Here is a 20,011-nt window from a genome sequence, read left to right as displayed (position 1 = left end):
ATTTAATTCTCTTTAAGGCCTGAATATATCAGCAGTTGATTTTTCACGACAATATTCTCGCCTTCCGATAATCCGGATGCAATGTATGTCGTCTTGTTATTGTGCCCACGGAGGCTTACTTCTCTTATCTTAAAGCTATCCGGAGATTCTTCCACTACCACGAAGTAGCGGTCGTTATCAAAAACCAGAGCATCGGAGGGTACAGACACAAACTGTTCATGCGCCTCATTTTTCAATTTAATTACAACCGACATCTCAGGTTTGAACTTCATGTCTTTATTAGGCATAATAATCCTTGCCTTCAGAACTTTCTCTTCCGGATCAAAAACCTGCGACAATTGATTTATCTTTCCGGAGAATACCTCTCCCGGATAAGAAAGAGTAGTTATAGCTACATCCATCCCTTCTTTCACAAAAAGAAGATTACTCGCATATACATTGGCCGTTATCCATACCGTGCCGAGATCGGCTACCGTAAACAGAGGCTCGCTGTCGGTCGACACCGTACTGCCCGACGATACATTCTTATTTACTATATAGCCGGTCATCGGCGCCTTAATAGAAAAAGTACCATTTCCTTTATTTATGCCATGTACGGCAATATCACTCTGGCTTTTGTTGTACGCTGCCTGCGCCTGTTTCAGCCGCGCCTGCGCTTCCAGTAATTCTTTTTCCGACAGCATATTGTCTTCATACAGCGACTGAGCTGTCTGGAGTTCCCGTCGGGCTATTTTCACATCCGATTCCGAAACAATGGATTCTGACTGTAATGAACTGAGATCGGAACTTCTTATATCTAACAGTGTCTGTCCCTTCTGTACTTTATCACCCAGTGAAAAATAGGTGCGGTCTGCGATTCCATTGACAAGCGACACATAGTTAATCACTTTGTCAGGATCATATTCTACCTTTCCGGTTAACACCAGCTCTTCATTCCGGTTACTCAATCCGGCCTTTATTGTTTTTACCTTCTGCAAAAAGGCTTTATCTATCTTGTCCGGGGTTGTCCCGCTTTCGGTCTTCCCTGAACAAGAGAATAGTAAGACGATACAAAATATTCCCAGTCCTTTATTTATTTGCTTCTTTATCATAGTTTTATCTTATTTCTGTACCAACGGTATATTGTAGTTCTTCAAACTGCATACTTACTTTTTTCTTAGCAGTAAGTACAGTTTGCTTATTTGCTCTGTATGCATCCATAAAGTCTATATATTCGAGCATACTAATATTTCTGTTCTGTAAGTTCTTTGTGTATGTATCGAGCATATTGTCCAGTTCAGGGAGCAGACTGTCATCGTTTATCTTTTTATAGAAGGCATAAGTATAAACATAGTTGTTGTAGGATGCAGCGACTTCGTGCTGTATAATATTCTGTTGTTGCCGGGCCAGATACAGGCTTTGATCCCTGCTTATCCGCGCAGCCCTGATATTCCCCTGATTACGGTTGAAAAAAGGCAGATCTATACTAACGCCAAAACCGATAAAATCTTTCCACACTCCGCCATACCGGTCATAGTTCGCACTGATTGTCAAATCGGGTACTCTTAATGATTTTTCGTAGGCAAGTGATTTTTCGTGGTATTGTGTTTGCAGATTATGTAATTTCATGTCGGGGCGCGATTCTTCGGCCAATTCCATTAAGCGGGCTAATAAAATAGAATCGGGACTTTTTTGAGGATTAGAGTTCTCCTCCACCTCAAGATTTGTAAACGGATCTACATTCAATAATACTTTAAGCGTTTTTTGCTGTTCGTTCAGATCAGACCGTACTTCGTTTATTTCATTCTCCAGTTCAAGGAAGGAAGACTGTAGCCGGAGTAATTCGTTTTTGGCAATATTTCCTTGGGACACCTGCTTCTTATGCGATTCGATAAGCCGGGATAATGATTCCCGCTGATTTGTCAATATAGCCAGGTACGCTTGCGAATATTGTATTTCGTAAACAGACTTGCGCAGTTCGACTTTAAGTCCACGCAATACCTCTTCAAATTCCTGCAATGCTATCTCCTTCGAAACCTTTTCTCTATTTACAAGTTTTCCTCTTTTATTTGCCGTCTGAATCAATTGGCTGAGTTCGATGCTGAATTCCGTATTTTTTGCAAACGAACCGAACAACGGAGGTATAACTTCGCTTTCTCCATCCCGCTGAGATCCGGTAGACCATAAGTTTACGTCACTGATAGATAAATTGGGATTGTCCCACAATTTTGCCTGTGCTATAGCAGCATCTGCAATATCGACATCGAAACGGGTTGCGACCAGTTGAAGATTGTTGGACAGAAACAATGACTCAACCTCCCCGGTAGTCAATTTTATTGATTTATCCTCTTGGGCAAAAAGACTTAATTCACTGAAAATAAGCAGCAATAGATATAAATATTTTTTCATTAGGTGAAACTGATATTCTTTGCTGCAAAGATATACCTCAAAGATTAGACGCATCTTTGAGATATATTAGATATAGGTTACAAGTACATTAGAAATGGATTAGAAAGAAACGATCAGCCTGCTGTTCCCACAGCATAAATACTAATCCTGCAATCTTTGCATTTCAGTATTTCTTTCGCACACGACTCGAGGGTAGAACCTGTGGTAATTACATCATCGACCAGCAAAATATGTTTTCCCTCAAAATTTTCAGTATCAGACAGGCTGAAAATATCTTCTACATTTTTCCATCTGTCGAAGCGGGCATTCTTTGTCTGAGACTTATTATTCACTTTCCGGATAAGTGTTTTATCATCTATCGGAATGCCTGTTATACCCGATATGCCCTTACAAATTTCCAGAGACTGATTGTACCCTCTTTCTTTCTGACGTTTAGGATGCAGGGGAACGGGAACCAGATAGTCTATATCTGCTATAAAAGCACTGTCTTTTATATTTTCACCGCACAGCATTCCTATAAAATGCCCTATTTCCGGATTACGCTTATATTTTAGTTCGTGAATTATACTTTGAATACTTCCTCCTTTGACGAAGTAAGCGAATGCCGCTATTTGTTGGAATGGTATCCGTCCGGCAAAGAACTGTTCAAGACGGTTACCGGACTGCAAATGAAAATTCGTTTTGGGCAGTAATAGTAAACAATCGGTACAGATATGCTCTTCACCTTCGCTTAATCTTTGATTACAGACTACACAAAGATCCGGGAAAAAGAGATTAAGAAAATCACGAAATAAATTCCTCATAATCACCTCCGAGCAATTTATTCACACATCTGATTGCCAAATCCATAGAGAACCCGCGGCCAAGAGCAAAACGGATTAGTTTTGTCTTTCGTTCATATTCTGTCTTCGCTTTTACCGATTTAGCTTTTATAGTCAGGATATGCATCAGCTGTTTCTCGAATTCATCGCCGGACAGGTCTTCCAGTATCGGATTGTAAACCGATTCGGGAATATTCCTTTTTCTTAATTCATAAATGATCTTCGTCTTTCCCCATTTATTGAATTTCAACTTATCATTAATAAAACTCCCTGCAAAACGGGTATCATCGAGATAGCGTTCCTTCTTCAGGCGGTCAAGTATCCGTTTAACGGCTTCGTCCGGTAATTCCCATTCCGCAAGCTTCTTACGTACATCGAACTCGCATCGTTCCGCTTTGGAACAATAAGCTGCTACACGATTGAGGGCTTGAGGCTCGGAAAGTTTCATTCAGTTTATTGCTTTAGTTCAGCCTTTATCATCCGGTCTTTCTTACTTAAATCCTGAAACAAGGTGACTTCCGCAAAACCCTTTTTTTCAAGCATTTTTACAGTCTCTGCCCCTTTTGCCTGATTAATCTCAAAATAAAGCCTTCCGGTCGGAATTAATAAATTCAACGCTATATCTGCTATCCGCTCATAGAACAAGAGCCCATTATTGTCGGGTACAAAGAGAGCTGTATGAGGTTCATATTCCAGCACATTCAGTTCCATTTGCTCCTTTTCACTTTCCAACACATATGGCGGATTGCTGACAATAATATCATATTTCTTATCTGTGGGATAATCTCCCAGTACATCTACCCCGCTGAACGAAATATCTGTTGAGTTTGCTTTAGAATTAAGTACGGCCATATCCAATGCTTTAGACGAAATGTCCCATGCCGAAACCGAAGCTCCAGCCATATTTTTCGCTAAAGCAACCGCAATAGCCCCACTGCCTGTTCCGATATCCAATAAGCTCAATCCTGATTTTTTATTTTCTTTGAGAATAAGCTCTACAAGCTCCTCTGTTTCAGGACGGGGAATAAGTACACTTTGATTAACAAAAAACAGTAATCCGAAAAATTCCGTTTCTTCTATGATATATTGTACCGGTTCATATTTCTTCAGCCGGTTCAGGATAATATCTATCCGGGCGTGTAATTCGGGTGTAAAAACAGGCGGATCTACACATACCTGCGGATAAGGCTTCTTTGTAATATGCTCTATTATAACACGTGTAAATCCCGAAATTTCACTTTCGGGATAATACGCTTCCAATGATTCTTTTATGTGCGAAACTACCTTACGCATCGTTAGCTTCATCGTCATATTTCTGAAAAAGGAAATCATTATACGGATAACGTTCTATATGAATAGCTTTTACCCGTTCGTAAACTTTCTTTTTCAATTCATCAATATTGATCTTTTGTTTTGCCGAGATAAAGATGCAATCATCGTGCAACTTGTGCATCCACGATTTCTCCAGTTCTTCCAGTGATATATTCTCTTTTGTGGCAGGCGTCAGATCATCCTCATCTTTCGGCGTGTAGGTAAAAGCATCCACCTTGTTAAATACCAGAATAGTAGGTTTTTCTTCCTTATCTATCTCCAAAAGAGTTTTATTCACCACTTCAATCTGTTCTTCAAAATTAGGATGGGAAATATCCACTACATGAACCAGCAGGTCTGCTTCACGGACTTCATCCAGTGTCGATTTGAAAGATTCTACCAAGTGAGTCGGCAATTTACGGATAAATCCTACGGTATCTGATAACAGAAACGGAAGATTGTCGATAATCACTTTGCGCACAGTTGTATCCAATGTGGCGAACAGTTTATTCTCTGCAAAAACTTCAGACTTACTCAACAGGTTCATTAAGGTAGATTTACCCACGTTAGTATATCCCACAAGGGCAACGCGAACCATTTTACCTCTGTTCTTGCGCTGTGATGCCATCTGTTTGTCGATATTTTTCAGCTCTTCTTTCAGTAAAGCGATCTTGTTGAGAATGATACGACGGTCGGTTTCCAGCTGGGTTTCACCCACACCACGCATCATCACACCTCCACCTCGCTGACGGTCGAGGTGAGTCCACATACGGGTAAGCCGGGGCAACAGGTATTGATACTGCGCCAATTCTACCTGAGTCTTTGCATAGGCGGTCTGCGCACGCATCGCAAAAATATCCAGAATAAGGCTGGTACGGTCCAGTATCTTCACCTGCAATTCCTTTTCTATATTGCGAATCTGCTTCGGAGACAGTTCGTCGTCGAAGATAACAAGGTCTATTTCGTTATCTTCCATATACTGCTTTATCTCCTGTAGCTTTCCGGTTCCCACAAACGTTACAGGATTGGAATGTTCCAGTTTCTGGGTAAAGTTTTTTACAGGAATAATACCTGCTGTTTCAGCCAGAAATGCAAGCTCGTCAAGGTATTCGTTTACCTGTTCTTCGGTCTGGTATTGTGTAATAAGGCCTACAAGTACGGCCTCTTTATTTTTTGATTCCGATATGATAAAATCTCTCATATAGTCTGTTTAGAAAATGATATTTGCAATGAGCTGATAAAACTCAATACAAAAATTAAAGATAAAAATAATTTGGGATAAGGAGCAGATATTACTTCTATAAAGAATAATAATTTGAAAACTATCCTTTGGTGGCTGGATTAAGGGAAATAATTAAATATTTTCATTGGTTTACTTTTTATACAATCAGGATATTCCTATACAAAAAAAGAGCCTGTTTGTAGACAGACTCTCCTATATCTTTTTCCGTGCAACCGGCAGAATAAGAAATTAAGCTTGCTTTGCAACTCTTTTTTCTTTGATTCTGGCTTTTTTACCTGTAAGACCACGTAGGTAATACAATTTAGCACGACGAACTTTACCAATTTTATTTACAGTGATGCTGTCAATAAATGGAGATTCGATAGGGAAAATTCTTTCTACACCAACGTTATCAGACATCTTGCGAACAGTGAAACGTTTTTTCTCACCGTGTCCCGAGATTTTGATAACTACACCGCGATACTGCTGAACACGTTCTTTATTACCTTCTTTAATACGGTAAGCAACGGTTACTGTATCCCCGCTTTTGAATTTAGGATGCTCTTTTCCTGTAGCAAATGCTTCTTCAGCAACTTTAATTAAATCCATGATTATATGATGGTTTTCTTGTTAATATACGCAATATACACGAGTCTCTCCCGTCAGAGATTACGCAAAGCGGATGCAAAGATAAATATATTTTCCTAAAATACAAGTGTCTAACATCCCTATTTTACAAACTTTGATCGCTTTTCTAAAATACATATGCCATTCCCAGACCATACTCTCCTTCGCCTATAGACGGAGCGACAGCTAACCTGTTTCGCCCCTTGCTTGCATTCGGATATAGTACCGAGTTTATGACCGGTAACAAAAAATAAGCCGCTTCAACGCTGAGCATACCTATTCCGGCTCCCATAACTACGTCGCTGACCCAATGTCTTTTGTTTGTCACACGCAGCACCCCCGTAGCGGAAGACACCAAATATCCGCCAAAAGCCATATATGGAGATATACCAATATATTCCCTGAATAACATATGCGCTCCTACAAAACTGGTAGCGGTATGACCAGAGGGAAAAGAATTCCAGGATGAATCATCGGGCCGCAGTACATTGGTCGTATTTTTCAATACGTTTACAGTTCCGGCCATTAGTATATGTGACGCAACCATAACGACGGTCACATCCTCTAGTCTGTGCCGCCCTCTTATTCCCGCAATATTTAGCCCGTAAACAGAAAGAGCAGGTACGAACTGGAGATAATTGTCATATGTTATCGAATGTGTGAAATGTTCCCCAACTTCATGACTCGTACTTTTATCCAGATTTTTCATTGCGTGGCTCTCCTGAGCCATTATACCGTAGGTGATAAATGCAACCGGTATAATTAATCTGGGATATGTCGATTTAAATGAATTTTCCCCGATTCCGAAATCGACACTGATTCTGCTTGGTCTCTCCGGTTCCGGATTTAGCGTTCCGCCATAAGATCGCAAAAAATCAGATTTGGAAACTAATGTACTGTCTGACAAAACGCCATCCCGCAAAGGTTTGATTTTAGGTATATTTAATGGCTTTTCCTGCGCGTACAAAGATATAATACCTCCCAGCATAAGTAAAATAACGATAATGACCTTCATCTTCCCAAAAATGTAAGTTTGTTTTAAAGTTTAGTAATAGATTAAATAATAATCAGAGAACGAAAAAATATCCGTTTTATTTTATATAGTTTACATAGGCCAAAAGATTTCCGATTTTCTTTATTTGGCAGAGGGATCATATATATACACATCAGCAACACCTTTCGGTGATACCTGCCACATAGCCTGATAGTAATTACTTCCTCCTCCGTTATTCGCAACGATATATACAATATCTTTCTGCTCATTGTAATATACCACCATATTATCAATTTCGGGTTCGAACAGATGCCCGTACACTTTTTTAGGAAAGACGATATTCTTTCCTTTTATTGTTACCGATATTGACTGGTAACGCAATTTTGGTGCAGCCCATCTTGAAGTCCCTTCTGCCGGTTTGCCGTTTACGGTATAACCTCCATTGCTGCCAAGCTTTATAAAAGTGTCTTTTGACGTTACATTTGCTACAGCAATATGAACCCGTACTTTATCATTCTTAAAAGAGATTGTCCCATGAGAAGAAAGCCTTTCTACTTCTACGATATCATAATCATCTACACGCATCAGTTTAGTACCCTGTATATACCCCCTTTTAGTCTCTCTCGATGGCAGGTAATAATCTACATAACGCCATGGGTCCGCCTCCGGAACAGGAGGAAACATGTAGAACACGGAATCGTTAGGTACGATTGTCGTATTATTCAGGTCTCCCAAACGAGGACTGAAATCGATCCTCCCCCTGATCGTATCCTGAGCCACCACAAACTGTGCGGATGCATCGTATGTAAAAGCACTCAGGAAAAATAACATGAGTAAAATTGTGTAAGTTTTTTTCATATCCGCTATTCTATTATGTTGTACAATTGCTTGGCTTCGGCAAGCGATACGGCATTGAAATGCCACCACTCGCCCCTTATAGTCAGAAAACCCGCTTGTGTCATTACCTTGCGCAGCAACTTTCTGTTTTCTACCTGCTGCCCGGTCAATACACCCTGTTCTACCAGTTCTGTTTCCTTATTTATTCCGGCAGCACGCCCGAAAAAATCGAAAGGAGTTCCCATATCGAGAGGTTTACCGTTTTTGTCACAGATAGTCAGGTCTACAGCCATTCCGTAGTTATGTAATCCTGTGCGTGTCGGATTCGCCACATAAGCAGCATACTTCGTACCTTGTACAACTTTGTACATTTTCTTCTGTACACTTAATGGGCGGACGGCATCATAAACCAATAAACTTAAACCGGGACGAAGCGCCTTCAGGTACTTCTGCGCTTTAATTAATTTGGCTGCCGCAACGGGATGCACATACACATTAAACAAGGTATCGTAGAGAATTGTTTTTGTAAAGTTATCTGTTGTCGCATACTTTAGATCCGCACGGATTGAAGTATCCAACGTATGAATATTTACAAGTTCTTTTGTCTGTAAATATTTTTCGAGTACGGAAACACCCCTTTGCCCTTGTGCATAGAGCCATAGCGGGCAAAGGAATAAAAGGAGATATATTATCCTATTCGTCATCCTCCTCTTCTTCATCGTCAAAATCGAATTCCTCGTATTCCCTGCTCAATACTTCATCTATCACAGCACATACCTTTTCAAATTCAGATGTACTCTTCAATCTGTCGATAGAGGCATACGCCTCGCGCAGAGCGCGCAACATGACGGCGTCGTCTTCATTTGCACCCATTTCGGGACTTTCTACAAACCAGTGCAATTCTCCTTTAAGATTCTCCTTCACCAGATTATAAAAACTCAGCGCTGCGTCCCGCTCGCCTACTTTCTCCTTTATTTGCGCCGATTCAATCATGTCATGCCCCAGCACATTTTTGTAGTTGCTCATAATGGCCAGCGTGATTTTGGAACGCATTACGATTACAAAATGTAAGGCATCCGTATCATCTTTCCGGCGATAATAGTAAACAAAACTCATTAATGCTGCCCGCAACGTAGACCCTTCCACCAGAATAGTTTCATCTACCCTTCTCATTGGGTATCCGGCCGATTCCTTCTGAATCTGCTCAACCATAGCGGGTATAATATCAAACATCCTGTCAACCAGTCCAAGACGGGCTTCTTCGAAGTTCCCGTTTATATCCAAAGCGAAGGCCAAACGCACCAAATCCCTGAAAAGAGCGTTCTTACCTTCCTCTATTTTTATAAAGTCATATGTTTCGAATGTTTCACTTTTGCCTGTCGATAATAGTTCTTTTATTATCGTGTCCAATGCATTATCCTCTTCACGGGGTAAGGCGGCTAATAAATCATCAATTCTATTTTCAATGATTAAGTCCCATATTTCTTTATCATCCGTTTCGAAAAAAGGTTTTACCTCATCATTCAGCGTCAGTCTGGTCATCGTCATCAGTGTCAATATTAGTATTAGTATTTATGTTAGTTGATTCCGTCAGTTCAGACAAGCTGCCGCCTTTTCTCATTGCCCTGTACATCTCCTCCTGTATGCGTTGGCGGATATTCATGCTCATAAGCTGTTTATGTGTACGCTTGTCATTTATTCTGTTAGACAAAAATATGAAAATTAAATCATTATCGGGGTCTATCCAGAAACAAGTTCCCGTGAATCCCGTATGTCCATATACACTTGCCGGCGCACTTGCCGATGTAGGGCTCGATTTGTTTGTCCGCATTTCCGGCTTATCAAAGCCTAATCCCCGGCGCGAGGTCGCGCTTTTGGTCTTGGTGAATAGCTGCCAGGTTTTTTCCGACAAATATTCTTCTCCGCCATATTCTCCTTTATTGAGCCACATCTGATATAACTTAGCCAGATCATTCGCATTGGAAAACAGTCCTGCATTTCCCGAAATACCCCCCATAAAAGCAGCTCCTTCGTCATGCACATATCCCTGAATTAACTGCTTACGAAGAAAATCATCTTGTTCGGTAGGTACAATACGGCTCTTCTCAAATTTCTTGAGAGGGGTATAAGTCGATGTAACAGATCCCAGTTTGCTAAAGAAATTATCCTGCACAAAAGAATTCAAATCTTCCTTCGACACTTTTTCCACCACTTCTCTCAATAACATAAAATTGAGGCAGCTATACAAATAGGTTTTTCTCGGCCTTAATTTAGAGGCGGCTATAGCGGCTATGATCGTATCGTTATAAGCCTTATTTATAAATAATCCGTCTGCCAGAGGGACAAAGCCTGCTTTTTCGGTTGTGGATACCAGATCAGGTTTATATTTATAATCTGTACGCGCCCATGTATTGGTATCGAACAACGCGGAATAAAGCCCCGTCTTACTCCTGTTAAACAACTTACCGTCGTAACTCGATTGGTCGATGGCATCCATATAGTACGGAATAAAAGATGTAAGACCGGTCTCGTGCAGCAAAGCCTGACGAATGGTTATCTGTGACTTATCCGTCCCTTTCAGCACAGGCACATAGGTGCTGATTGGCGTACTCAGTTTTATTTTCGATTCGTCATATAGTTTCATAATAGCCGGAACCGTAGCTGTCGCCTTGGTCATAGATGCCAGATCGTAAATATCATCATTTGTTACCTTCCGGTTACCGTTATATTCAAACGAACCGAACGAACGGTTATATATCACGATACCATCTTTGGCAATCAGTATCTGGCAGCCCGGATAGGCCCGGGCTGTTATCCCTTCCTGTACTATCGTATCTATTTTGTTAAACCGCCCGGAAGGGATTCCGGCAGCTTCAGGCATGTCATAACTAAGCCTGGTCTTTTTTATATCGATACCCTTACCTTCTTTAAACAGGCCTTTTACCGTTACGGGTATTTTACCATTTACCCTATTTCCTCCAAATATCGCCTGAGCAGCATAATCCTGTGCCAGATCAGAGTTTTCATAGGCAAGAATAACTCCATCGGCGGCTTTAACAGACGCAGTATAAGAAGACATACGGTAAGGTACGATAAAGAAAGTCATAATTATTTCTTTTCCCTGACCAACAGACTGAATCGCAGCATTCGCGTTCCCCCTGTTATTATAAACAGACACGATAAGCGTAGTGAATGATGCTAATTTATCTTTCAGCTTTAATAGCTCGTCACCATTGGCTACACTAAAACAAGTTACATCCGCGTATAGCTTCAATGTATTGTGAAAGGTATTATCCGCCCGTTCCCCAATCGAAACAGCCGCAATCTTTCGCTTATCCAGTTCTTTCAGGGGGATGATCTTCTGATCATCTTTCAATAATGTTACAGCACCCTTGTGCAACTCCCGGTTGATCCATTCGCCATGAGATGTATTCAAATGTTGTACCAGTCCGTTTGTATCTATAGGTCTGGTATCTTTCACACCTAAAATATATTTATAGGCCAGAACCTTTTTACACCTGGCTGCTATTAGATCCTCACTGAGAACTTTATCTTCCACGGCTTTTTTTACGGATTCATAATCCTTTACCGGGTTCAGCGGCCCTACTAATATATCATTTCCTGCCTGCAATGCCCTTACACAGTAATTTTCTTCGCCGGAAACCCCTTTCATCTGCAACCCGTCGGTAAATATAAGTCCGGAGAAACCGAGTTCATCCTGAAGCAAACCGGTAACTATCGATTCCGACAAAGAACTCGGCTGCTTCCTGTCATCCAGAGCCGGAATATTCAGGTGGGCAATCATCATTCCCGAAAGGCCGTTTTGTATATACTCCCTGAACGGTTTAAATTCTACATCTTCCAATCGATCCTTGTCATGTGTTATCAAAGGCAGCACTTTATGAGAATCGGTGGAGGTATCACCATGCCCCGGAAAGTGTTTCGCTACCGCCATTACTCCTCCGGCCTCCAATCCTTTAGCATACATCACTCCAAGTTTGGATACATTGGCTGGATCTTCCCCAAACGAGCGATTGCCTATAACCGGGTTTGCCGGATTACTGTTTACATCCATAGCCGGAGCAAAATTCACATGAATACCCATCAATCTGCACTGACGGGCAACTTCCAACCCGTAATAATAAAGCAGGGAATCGTTTTGTATTGCGCCCAGCATCATATTCCGGGGGAAACGGGTTGTACTGGACAAGCGCATGGATAATCCCCATTCTCCGTCGAGAGAAATCATAAGAGGGACTTTCGCGCTACCTTGTGCCTGATTGGTCAGTTCCGCCTGATTGACGGGAGTACCTTTCGAAAAGAGAATACCTCCCACATGCTGATCGTTCACCAGTGAGAGCATCCTTCTTTTGTTTGCATCAGTATTATCGCCTGCAACGACAGGCATAAACAATTGCCCTATGCGTTCTTCCGGCGACATTTGATTATATACCGAGTCAACCCATCTGTTCATCTTTACAGAGTCGGCTGTTTTGTATAGTGTCGGGGTCTTTTTTTTATTTTCGGTGACTGGTCCGAATGAGCAAAAAACTGTAAATGATACAGCCAGTGCTGTTATATATTTGATTTTCATTCTTTTTCTCGTCTAAAGGTGTTTTGTAAGTAACCGCAACCTATATACAAAAATATAACGAATATACTTTATGGAAAGATTTAGCCCCATTAATTAAACATAGATTAACAAGTAGAATATTACCGGACAACGATTGACAAAGAAAAATTCTAAATCTACATTCAATAGTAAAAAAGGTAACAAAGGTAACACTATTTACAGTTGACAGTCAACAACTGGTAAGATGTAAAAACTTTGCGCCTCTGCGTCTCTGCGTGAAACAAAACAGGGCGCCAGCCAACTTGTAACTGCCCTAGGGCGCAGTAACTCGTAACTCTTAAAAAAGTAACAAAGGTAACACTTTTTCTACCTATTACTTTTTACCCTCTCTGTAGCCTCCCCTCGGGGAGGTTGGAGGGGCCAATCAATACTTCAAAGAACCCAAGCTAATAGCTAGTGGCTAACAGCTTACTACATAGATAAACTTCTTTCGAAAAAACAAAATCCCGTTTATCATGATGCATGACTGATTACTAAAAAAATCCTATCTTTGCAACCTAATTATACATATCAACAATAAAGCTATGTCACAACCTTCTATCCCAAAAGGAACAAGAGATTTTTCGCCGGAAGAAATGGCGAAACGCAACTATATCTTCGATACCATCCGCGAAGTATTTAAACTATATGGCTTTCGTCAGATAGAAACCCCGGCAATGGAGAACCTGTCTACATTACTGGGCAAATATGGAGAAGAGGGCGACAAGCTTTTGTTTAAGATACTGAACTCCGGCGATTACCTGAAAGATATTTCTGATGAAGAACTGTCGGAAAGAAACGTAAACCGTCTTGCAACCAAACTGAGTGAAAAAGGGCTTCGCTACGACCTCACAGTTCCCTTTGCCCGCTATGTGGTTATGCACCGTAATGAGATAACTTTTCCTTTCAGACGTTATCAGATACAGCCTGTATGGCGCGCCGACCGGCCGCAAAAAGGACGCTATCGCGAATTTTTCCAGTGCGACGCCGACATTATCGGCTCAGATTCGCTTATCAATGAAGTGGAACTGATACAAATTATAGATGAAGTATTCAACCGCTTTGGTATCAGAGTATGCATAAAGCTGAACAACCGCAAAATACTGTCGGGCATAGCCGAAATTATAGGTGAGTCGGATAAGATTACAGATATTACAGTTGCCATAGATAAACTGGACAAAATCGGTCTGGAAAAGGTAAATGAAGAACTGGCATCGAAAGGCATTCCTCAGAAAGCCATTGAGCAACTTCAACCGATTATCTTGCTACAGGGTAGTAATGAAGAAAAGCTTGACACACTAAAAACAGTTCTTAAAGACTCTGATACAGGAATAAAGGGCGTTGAGGAACTTGGTTTTATTCTGGATAAATTAAAGGTCGTAGGAGTCCGTTCCCAGTTGGAGCTGGACCTGACTCTTGCCCGCGGATTAAATTATTACACGGGTGCGATCATAGAAGTAAAGGCTCTGGATGTACAGATAGGAAGCATCACAGGCGGAGGACGTTACGATAACCTGACCGGTATATTCGGATTGCCGGGTGTATCCGGGGTGGGCTTCTCTTTCGGAGCAGACCGCATCTTCGATGTATTAAATCAACTGGATCTGTATCCGAAAGATTCAATCCAGAATACGCAGGTACTCTTTGTTAACTTCGGGGAAAAAGAAGAAGCTTATATATTACCTCTTATCTCTAAAATGCGTCGGGCAAATATATCTACCGAAATTTATCCGGAGCAGTCCAAGATGAAGAAGCAGATGTCGTACGCCGATTCCAATAAAATCCCTTATGTAGCCATTATCGGGGAAAACGAAATGAATGAAGGCAAAATAACGCTCAAAAACATGGTGACCGGAGAACAAAATTTATTGAGTCTTGAGGAATGCATATCAAATATTTCTCCGAAATAAAAAAAGCGGATAATAATTAGAATTAAATTATACGATTCAGATGTTCATCCGGATTCTTAAATTAAGAATCCGGATGATTTTGTTTATTCCGCCACCTATCTCACCACTAAAAAAAGAGTTTCAATATCAAATTTAAGGGTATGGAAATCAAACAGCCCAAAACAAGAGACTCTACAAGCACACATACCACTGAAAACCAACACATAACACACTAACCAGATCACAAATAGGATAAAAAATCATCTGTGAACCCGTTCCCCAGTCAGAACATTCCATATTTATTGATTGTTAAAGAGATAAATACGTTCAATTTACATATATGACCATACCAACCCCTAATATTGAAAAAGCCTTGACCGAATATGAGAATTCTCAGCAAAACTATATTTTACCTTTAGAAAAAGACGATTCATTTAAGGTACATTATATAGATAATGGCACGGAATTTACGATAGGCATACCCGGGGAAAACAGTATCGTCTTCGTTATGAAAGGTAAGATACTGGTTCAAAAAGACACTTCCGAACATAAGCTATTCGATGATAACAGTATGTTTTTTATATCCAAAGTATTCGGCCCGTATAAAAGCATTACCAAAGAAAGTACCATATATATCGAGTTAAAGTCCGATAACCTTCTACCGTTTATCGATCAGGTTTTACTGAATCAGATCGTATCACTATATGCCCCGGACCCGATAGAGTTAAATAAATTACTCATAAAAAAAACCTTACGTTATTTTTTGTCAGGAATCATCTATTACAGACGAAATAAGATATTCTCAAAATATGTATATGATATCAAGAAAAAAGAGTTTGTCTTCCTGATGCGTACATTATATGACAAACAGACCCTTGCTGCTTTCTTCTCTCCGGTGTTACTTAGCCAGAATCATTTCAGAATAAGTGTACTAACTAATTACACACATAACAGCACGGTAAAAAGCCTGGCTAAGAATTGCTTTATGACTACCAAAACATTTACGAGAAAATTTAAGTCAGAATTCGGGACTACTCCTCACAAATGGATTGTCCTTCAAAAAGTGAAAGGCCTGGAATATTACCTGGTCCATCAAACCGTGTCGATAGACAAGATTCTTTCTGAATTCCACTTCTCCAATATGGCAGAGCTTCTCCAGTTCTGCGACAAACATAACTTAAAGACTAAATTACTAAGCAAATAGATGTTTTTATCTTTGTCCCTTTTAATAGATATTTTGTCCCTTTTTCTTATTATGGGGCATAAGTATTCGCATTACTTTTGTGCCGTAATGTAAATGTAAGCGTATTGATTTTTGCGGACAAACTATAACCCTCTTTACAAATCATAAAAGAGAATATTTTTCCGAATCCGTTAAAAAAAGGAATAGAGAAGAACCGGCCATTCATCTCAGGAAAGTCATTGTCTCAAAACTCACAAGGAAAATCAAAAAAGTATCTATTAAACCTATTGAAAATGAATTCAAAAAAACTATTCCTATTTGCAATTATTATTGCACTTTTCACTGTGTCATGCGATAAAATAGAAGAAAGCGATGCACCTGTTGTAGTAGCAGGTCAAAAAGCAAGTATAAGTTTACAAATTTCTGGAACATCACAAACTAAAGCCTCAGGCAATCCTACTCAAGAAGATAAAGTACTCAAACTAGATGCATTCGTCTTTAATGCCGACGGGACACTTGAAGCTATAAAAAGCCTTACAAGCCAAAGTAACAGTATAACCAAGCTGGACAACATCGCTGTAACAAGCGGGTCTAAGAAAGTATTCGTTCTGGCTAACTACGCGGGGGATGTATCATCAGTAAAGACTCTTGGCGAGTTACAGGGAATAACATCAGATCTTAAAAATGAGAAAGAAAACGGCCAACTGACAATGTCAACAGATGTGATTGAAATCTCCGTTCTTCCGGGTAAAAATTACATAGGCTATTCTACAAGCCCATCCGATGGAACTTCTCTGGAACCTCATACATTCGTCCTTAGCAGATTGGCTGCAAGGGTGAAAATAGAGGATATGCAATGGCAAAGTTCCGAATATACATTTGAGGAACCAACAGCTTTCATCCTGAATGCAGTGCGAAACTCTAATGTTACCAACCCTTCACTTTCATCTTTACCGGCTGACTACTATCAGGGATTTTCGGGAAATGGAGACTTATATCCTTCAACAAGCACAATTTTATCCGGTACTGAGAACTTCTTAACCTCAACGGCATCAAATAATAACACATACTTCTATCTTTACGAAAATCAACCTGTGGATAGCAAGATATATCCTACAATGATCGTATTGAGAACTAAAGTTAAGCAAAGCAATAAATACATTAACAATATACCCGGACGTGTCGACGCTAACGGCTACACATACTTCCCTGTAATTATAAACCTGGAAGGAACAAATTCTTCTGTATCAGGTGGTGGTTCCGATAGTCACCAATATGTAAAGCGAAACAATACATATAACATCAAGACTGTTGTAAAAGGCTTAGGAACAAGTAATCCGTTCAGCTCCGAAGCGCCTTCATCACTGAATGTACAGATTACAGTTGCACCTTGGGCATTAACTATTTCACAGACCAGAGTATTCGAATAAAATTCTTTTTAAATATCAGATAGAGGCTCAATACGGAATTGTATTGAGCCTCTATTTTTATAAGCTATTAAAAAGCGTACAAGGCAGAGCTGAAATTTTTCTTCGCTTATTTTTCACTCAATAACTGGCTTTTACTGGCATTTTGTAATTTTTGACTATTTTGTGAATATCTGAGGATATTGAAAACTACTTATTCCCCAATCACTTACACCTTTATTTTCTGGTTAAGAACAGTTTCTTGATGAACTCTTTTTATTTTAGTTATTCGGACTAATAAATCTGAACTTGTGTATTTGTGCACTAGCTGGCAAGATCTATTTAAATTGAACTGCCATTTATTCTCCATCCGGGTTCTCGTTTATAATCCTTACGGAAAACTCCCGGTCTTTGAATAGTTCGGCAATACCGGTCAATTGTTTTAAGCGCAATATTTCATCCATATCCATCCCTATATGTTTCGATATCCATGCGCCGGATTTTCCTATAGAGATCAGTTCCCTTACGATTTCCGACATCAGGGTTATATCATGGGTGCCCCTGGCCCGGTTATGGCGTATGGTTGAAGCCATCCTTTCACTTAATTCCCGTTTAGACTCACGTATATAAGTCACGGGAAGCCTGCCCTGTGTACTTTGGGATATCTTCCGGGACTTGCGCTCAGCCTTCCTGCGGTGAAACCCGTCCACGATCCGGATGATGTCCTCTTCCGGACTGCCGACTACAGGCATGGTATAGCCATCTTCCTCGATGGACGTAACCAGCAAGGCCATTTCCGGCGGGGCAACACTGTTCGGGTTATAGTCGTTGCCTTCTATGTTTTCAGATCTTTCCCATGCGACGAAGTCTACCGGATGGTGTTTCATCGGGCTCACCTCATGCAACATCGACCGGACATAATTCAGCGTGTCTATTTTTTCTTCCGTATCTTTAATGCCCTCTATATAACTACACAGATTTCTTGTTATCTGTTCTATGATGTCCTTTTCTTCTTTCATAGCATTTCTTCGTATTTCCGGATTAATTCCTGTTGCCTTAATATCTGCTTCTTTGTCATTGAGAAAGACAGTGTCCTGCATGTAATATCATTTTTAAGGATAGCCATGCACATACGTTTCCACGAGAGGAAATCCGTTTTGTTATCCAGGCCGGGCAATGCATCCGGTATGGTTTTGAAACGCACGACATATTTGTCACCCTTACCCCGTTTACTATACTGCCGGGTATTGACGATCATATCCGGGTCCAGTTCGAAGATATCCTCTTCGCTGACGGGAGAACCGATCCTGTTCCAGTAACGGATAAACTTGATGAATTTGGCCGTATATATCCTGCGGGTTTCTCCGGGAAGTGTTCTCAGCAGGAACTTACAGTAGCTTTTCCATGTGTGTCCCCCGGGGAGGCTTATCCTCCCGGCTCCCGTCGCTTTGGTCCCGCAATAGATATTCCCGAAGTTGGCTCCGCTGACACGGTCTACTACTCTTACCCATGTTTCGGGCTCCAATACTTTGAAAAGGTTTAGCCCGGCTTTTTGCTCATCCCCGTAAGGCTCGCATATCCGCATCCTGGATAAAGGGACTCCCGCCAGATAAAACAGGTCATAGATACTATTGTAGGGCTTGCGGTACCTGCCGTTGTATGTCCAGATATCCTCCGTGCGCCAGTCACAGATGGGATAGAAATTATAGGTATTGTCCGATATCCGGGTGGAGTAGCTTTTATCCTTATAGGAAAGCTTATCCTTCCGGGAGACGGCATGATAACGGTTCAGGCTTTCATCCGCCCGGATACCGATCAGGCAGGCAGTCTTTTTATCCCCGTGCCGCCGGGCATACCAATCGCCGAACAGGGGAGTGAACTCTTCGAAAGTCATATTCTCCCTGTAAAAATCAAAGGGATGGTTATCCTTGTTGATAATGAAGTCATATTCCGGCATCGGACGCACCCATTTATCTTTTTTAGCCGGATCCCAGAAAATCCAGAACGGCTCGTACATAGAAACCGCATTGGTAGTCGTCATCGGAAGGCATACCCAATAGGGCTCGATAAGGTCAAGGTTATCGAGGTACATCCGCTCTATAAAACGGGCGGTTCTTTTATAGGAAGCCTCCACATCCATATACAGCACGCCGATTTTACGCTTTATCCCGTGCCGGCGCATATAGTCGAGGACAATATTGAGCATTACCCCGCTGTCTTTGCCTCCCGAGAAAGCAACGTATATATTCTCAAATTCCGAGAATATATATCCGGTACGTTCCAGAGTGATTTCATAAACATTCTTTTCACAGCCGCTCATATGATCTTTGCCATTTTAAAATACTTCGTCCATTCCTTTTGTACAGAGAAACCCATTTCTTCAAGGAGAGGCCGGTCCGAATTGTCGGCAACGAAAGTAACGATTGTCCCTTTCTCTATATCCATAAAGGCCCGTTCTATCAATATCCTTAACAAATCCTTATCCTGCCAGGTAAAGTCATTACACAAGTGGTCGTTCACAATAGAAATGAATCCGGTGACCAGGTTCTTACCTTTTACGGAAATATACCAAAGGTGATCTTCTGTATTTTTGAAAGGGTATCCTCCATTCAGGCGGATAACTTCCGGATTCATCACAAAAGGAGCTATCAGTTCATACAGACGACCGTCCGTACCCCAGATCTTTTCTATTCTTATTTCATCATTCATGTACATCATAGT

The 20,011-nt window shown here is 40.9% G+C and carries 18 protein-coding genes; 3 read left to right on the top strand and 15 right to left on the bottom strand.

Translation table 11 applies throughout. The annotated features are described in order from the left end of the window. Positions 1-2: 2 nt before the first annotated feature. The 12 genes from B3317_RS09475 to B3317_RS09420 form a co-directional block, all read right to left on the bottom strand. Positions 3-1,091 (bottom strand): efflux RND transporter periplasmic adaptor subunit, encoded by a 1,089-nt coding sequence (locus B3317_RS09475; protein ID WP_291110932.1) that lies wholly within the window; start codon positions 1,089-1,091, stop codon positions 3-5. 4 nt (positions 1,092-1,095) lie between these two features. Continuing rightward, the gene (locus tag B3317_RS09470) at positions 1,096-2,388 is read right to left on the bottom strand and encodes a TolC family protein (RefSeq protein WP_291110931.1); all 1,293 of its coding nucleotides are present in this window, start codon (positions 2,386-2,388) and stop codon (positions 1,096-1,098) included. Between the two features lie 113 nt (positions 2,389-2,501). Continuing rightward, on the bottom strand, positions 2,502-3,191 hold the full coding sequence (locus B3317_RS09465) for a ComF family protein (protein ID WP_291110930.1): 690 nt from the start codon (positions 3,189-3,191) through the stop codon (positions 2,502-2,504). Beyond that, positions 3,172-3,657: a regulatory protein RecX gene (locus B3317_RS09460; protein WP_291110929.1), complete on the bottom strand. Its 486-nt coding sequence runs from the start codon at positions 3,655-3,657 to the stop codon at positions 3,172-3,174. Before B3317_RS09460 ends, B3317_RS09465 begins: the two co-directional genes overlap by 20 nt. 5 nt (positions 3,658-3,662) lie before the next feature. Beyond that, positions 3,663-4,520, bottom strand: a complete 858-nt coding sequence (gene prmC / locus B3317_RS09455) for a peptide chain release factor N(5)-glutamine methyltransferase (protein ID WP_291110928.1) — start codon at positions 4,518-4,520, stop codon at positions 3,663-3,665. Further along, a complete protein-coding gene (gene hflX / locus B3317_RS09450; protein ID WP_006800972.1) occupies positions 4,495-5,721 on the bottom strand; it encodes a GTPase HflX in 1,227 nt (408 codons plus the stop codon). The genes prmC and hflX overlap by 26 nt, the downstream gene beginning before the upstream one ends. Before the next feature lie 270 nt (positions 5,722-5,991). Next, a complete protein-coding gene (rplS, locus tag B3317_RS09445) occupies positions 5,992-6,351 on the bottom strand; it encodes a 50S ribosomal protein L19 (RefSeq protein ID WP_291110927.1) in 360 nt (119 codons plus the stop codon). 145 nt (positions 6,352-6,496) lie between these two features. After that, entirely contained in the window at positions 6,497-7,384 is an 888-nt protein-coding gene (locus B3317_RS09440) for a phosphatase PAP2 family protein (RefSeq protein WP_291110926.1), read from the bottom strand. A 120-nt stretch (positions 7,385-7,504) separates the two neighbouring features. Then, positions 7,505-8,221 carry a hypothetical protein gene (locus B3317_RS09435; RefSeq protein WP_291110925.1) on the bottom strand — a complete coding sequence of 239 codons (717 nt, stop codon included), beginning with the start codon at positions 8,219-8,221 and terminating at the stop codon, positions 7,505-7,507. A 5-nt stretch (positions 8,222-8,226) separates the two neighbouring features. After that, positions 8,227-8,904, bottom strand: coding sequence for a M15 family metallopeptidase (locus B3317_RS09430; RefSeq protein ID WP_291110924.1), 678 nt, complete (start codon positions 8,902-8,904; stop codon positions 8,227-8,229). Continuing rightward, entirely contained in the window at positions 8,894-9,742 is an 849-nt protein-coding gene (locus B3317_RS09425; RefSeq protein ID WP_291110923.1) for a hypothetical protein, read from the bottom strand. The genes B3317_RS09430 and B3317_RS09425 overlap by 11 nt, the downstream gene beginning before the upstream one ends. After that, the gene (locus tag B3317_RS09420) at positions 9,720-12,794 is read right to left on the bottom strand and encodes a glycoside hydrolase family 3 N-terminal domain-containing protein (protein WP_291110922.1); all 3,075 of its coding nucleotides are present in this window, start codon (positions 12,792-12,794) and stop codon (positions 9,720-9,722) included. The genes B3317_RS09425 and B3317_RS09420 overlap by 23 nt, the downstream gene beginning before the upstream one ends. A 563-nt stretch (positions 12,795-13,357) precedes the next feature. Between B3317_RS09420 and hisS the strand changes: the two genes are divergently transcribed. The 3 genes from hisS to B3317_RS09405 all read left to right on the top strand — a co-directional run bounded on the left by hisS (position 13,358) and on the right by B3317_RS09405 (position 17,314). Further along, positions 13,358-14,722, top strand: coding sequence for a histidine--tRNA ligase (hisS, locus tag B3317_RS09415; protein WP_291110921.1), 1,365 nt, complete (start codon positions 13,358-13,360; stop codon positions 14,720-14,722). 319 nt (positions 14,723-15,041) lie between these two features. Beyond that, positions 15,042-15,905, top strand: a complete 864-nt coding sequence (locus B3317_RS09410) for a helix-turn-helix domain-containing protein (protein WP_291110920.1) — start codon at positions 15,042-15,044, stop codon at positions 15,903-15,905. 272 nt (positions 15,906-16,177) lie between these two features. Next, positions 16,178-17,314 (top strand): fimbrial protein, encoded by a 1,137-nt coding sequence (locus B3317_RS09405; protein WP_291110919.1) that lies wholly within the window; start codon positions 16,178-16,180, stop codon positions 17,312-17,314. A gap of 335 nt (positions 17,315-17,649) precedes the next feature. Here the strand turns inward: B3317_RS09405 and B3317_RS09400 are convergent, their stop codons facing one another. The 3 genes from B3317_RS09400 to B3317_RS09390 form a co-directional block, all read right to left on the bottom strand. Then, a complete protein-coding gene (locus tag B3317_RS09400; protein WP_291111015.1) occupies positions 17,650-18,177 on the bottom strand; it encodes a ParB N-terminal domain-containing protein in 528 nt (175 codons plus the stop codon). A gap of 128 nt (positions 18,178-18,305) precedes the next feature. Beyond that, positions 18,306-19,610, bottom strand: a complete 1,305-nt coding sequence (locus B3317_RS09395) for a DUF3440 domain-containing protein (RefSeq protein WP_291110918.1) — start codon at positions 19,608-19,610, stop codon at positions 18,306-18,308. Continuing rightward, a complete protein-coding gene (locus B3317_RS09390) occupies positions 19,607-20,008 on the bottom strand; it encodes a hypothetical protein (protein ID WP_291110917.1) in 402 nt (133 codons plus the stop codon). Before B3317_RS09390 ends, B3317_RS09395 begins: the two co-directional genes overlap by 4 nt. Positions 20,009-20,011 lie beyond the last annotated feature (3 nt).

The organism is Dysgonomonas sp. UBA7710 (assembly GCF_002482385.1).
Lineage (GTDB): Bacteria > Bacteroidota > Bacteroidia > Bacteroidales > Dysgonomonadaceae > Dysgonomonas.
The sequence above is the reverse complement of the archived record's forward strand: the minus strand, read 5'-3'. Positions and strand labels throughout refer to the sequence as shown.

Excerpts from the sequence above, each read along its gene's own strand:
- rplS (WP_291110927.1), bottom strand. The coding sequence starts at position 6,351 with ATGGATTTAATTAAAGTTGCTGAAGAAGCATTTGCTACAGGAAAAGAG.
- B3317_RS09410 (WP_291110920.1), top strand. The coding sequence starts at position 15,042 with ATGACCATACCAACCCCTAATATTGAAAAAGCCTTGACCGAATATGAG.
- B3317_RS09400 (WP_291111015.1), bottom strand. The coding sequence starts at position 18,177 with ATGAAACACCATCCGGTAGACTTCGTCGCATGGGAAAGATCTGAAAAC.
- B3317_RS09435 (WP_291110925.1), bottom strand. The coding sequence starts at position 8,221 with ATGAAAAAAACTTACACAATTTTACTCATGTTATTTTTCCTGAGTGCT.
- B3317_RS09405 (WP_291110919.1), top strand. The coding sequence starts at position 16,178 with ATGAATTCAAAAAAACTATTCCTATTTGCAATTATTATTGCACTTTTC.
- B3317_RS09465 (WP_291110930.1), bottom strand. The coding sequence starts at position 3,191 with ATGAGGAATTTATTTCGTGATTTTCTTAATCTCTTTTTCCCGGATCTT.
- prmC (WP_291110928.1), bottom strand. The coding sequence starts at position 4,520 with ATGACGATGAAGCTAACGATGCGTAAGGTAGTTTCGCACATAAAAGAA.
- B3317_RS09470 (WP_291110931.1), bottom strand. The coding sequence starts at position 2,388 with ATGAAAAAATATTTATATCTATTGCTGCTTATTTTCAGTGAATTAAGT.
- B3317_RS09390 (WP_291110917.1), bottom strand. The coding sequence starts at position 20,008 with ATGATGTACATGAATGATGAAATAAGAATAGAAAAGATCTGGGGTACG.
- B3317_RS09420 (WP_291110922.1), bottom strand. The coding sequence starts at position 12,794 with ATGAAAATCAAATATATAACAGCACTGGCTGTATCATTTACAGTTTTT.
- hflX (WP_006800972.1), bottom strand. The coding sequence starts at position 5,721 with ATGAGAGATTTTATCATATCGGAATCAAAAAATAAAGAGGCCGTACTT.
- B3317_RS09430 (WP_291110924.1), bottom strand. The coding sequence starts at position 8,904 with ATGACGAATAGGATAATATATCTCCTTTTATTCCTTTGCCCGCTATGG.
- B3317_RS09460 (WP_291110929.1), bottom strand. The coding sequence starts at position 3,657 with ATGAAACTTTCCGAGCCTCAAGCCCTCAATCGTGTAGCAGCTTATTGT.
- hisS (WP_291110921.1), top strand. The coding sequence starts at position 13,358 with ATGTCACAACCTTCTATCCCAAAAGGAACAAGAGATTTTTCGCCGGAA.
- B3317_RS09475 (WP_291110932.1), bottom strand. The coding sequence starts at position 1,091 with ATGATAAAGAAGCAAATAAATAAAGGACTGGGAATATTTTGTATCGTC.
- B3317_RS09440 (WP_291110926.1), bottom strand. The coding sequence starts at position 7,384 with ATGAAGGTCATTATCGTTATTTTACTTATGCTGGGAGGTATTATATCT.
- B3317_RS09395 (WP_291110918.1), bottom strand. The coding sequence starts at position 19,610 with ATGAGCGGCTGTGAAAAGAATGTTTATGAAATCACTCTGGAACGTACC.
- B3317_RS09425 (WP_291110923.1), bottom strand. The coding sequence starts at position 9,742 with ATGACCAGACTGACGCTGAATGATGAGGTAAAACCTTTTTTCGAAACG.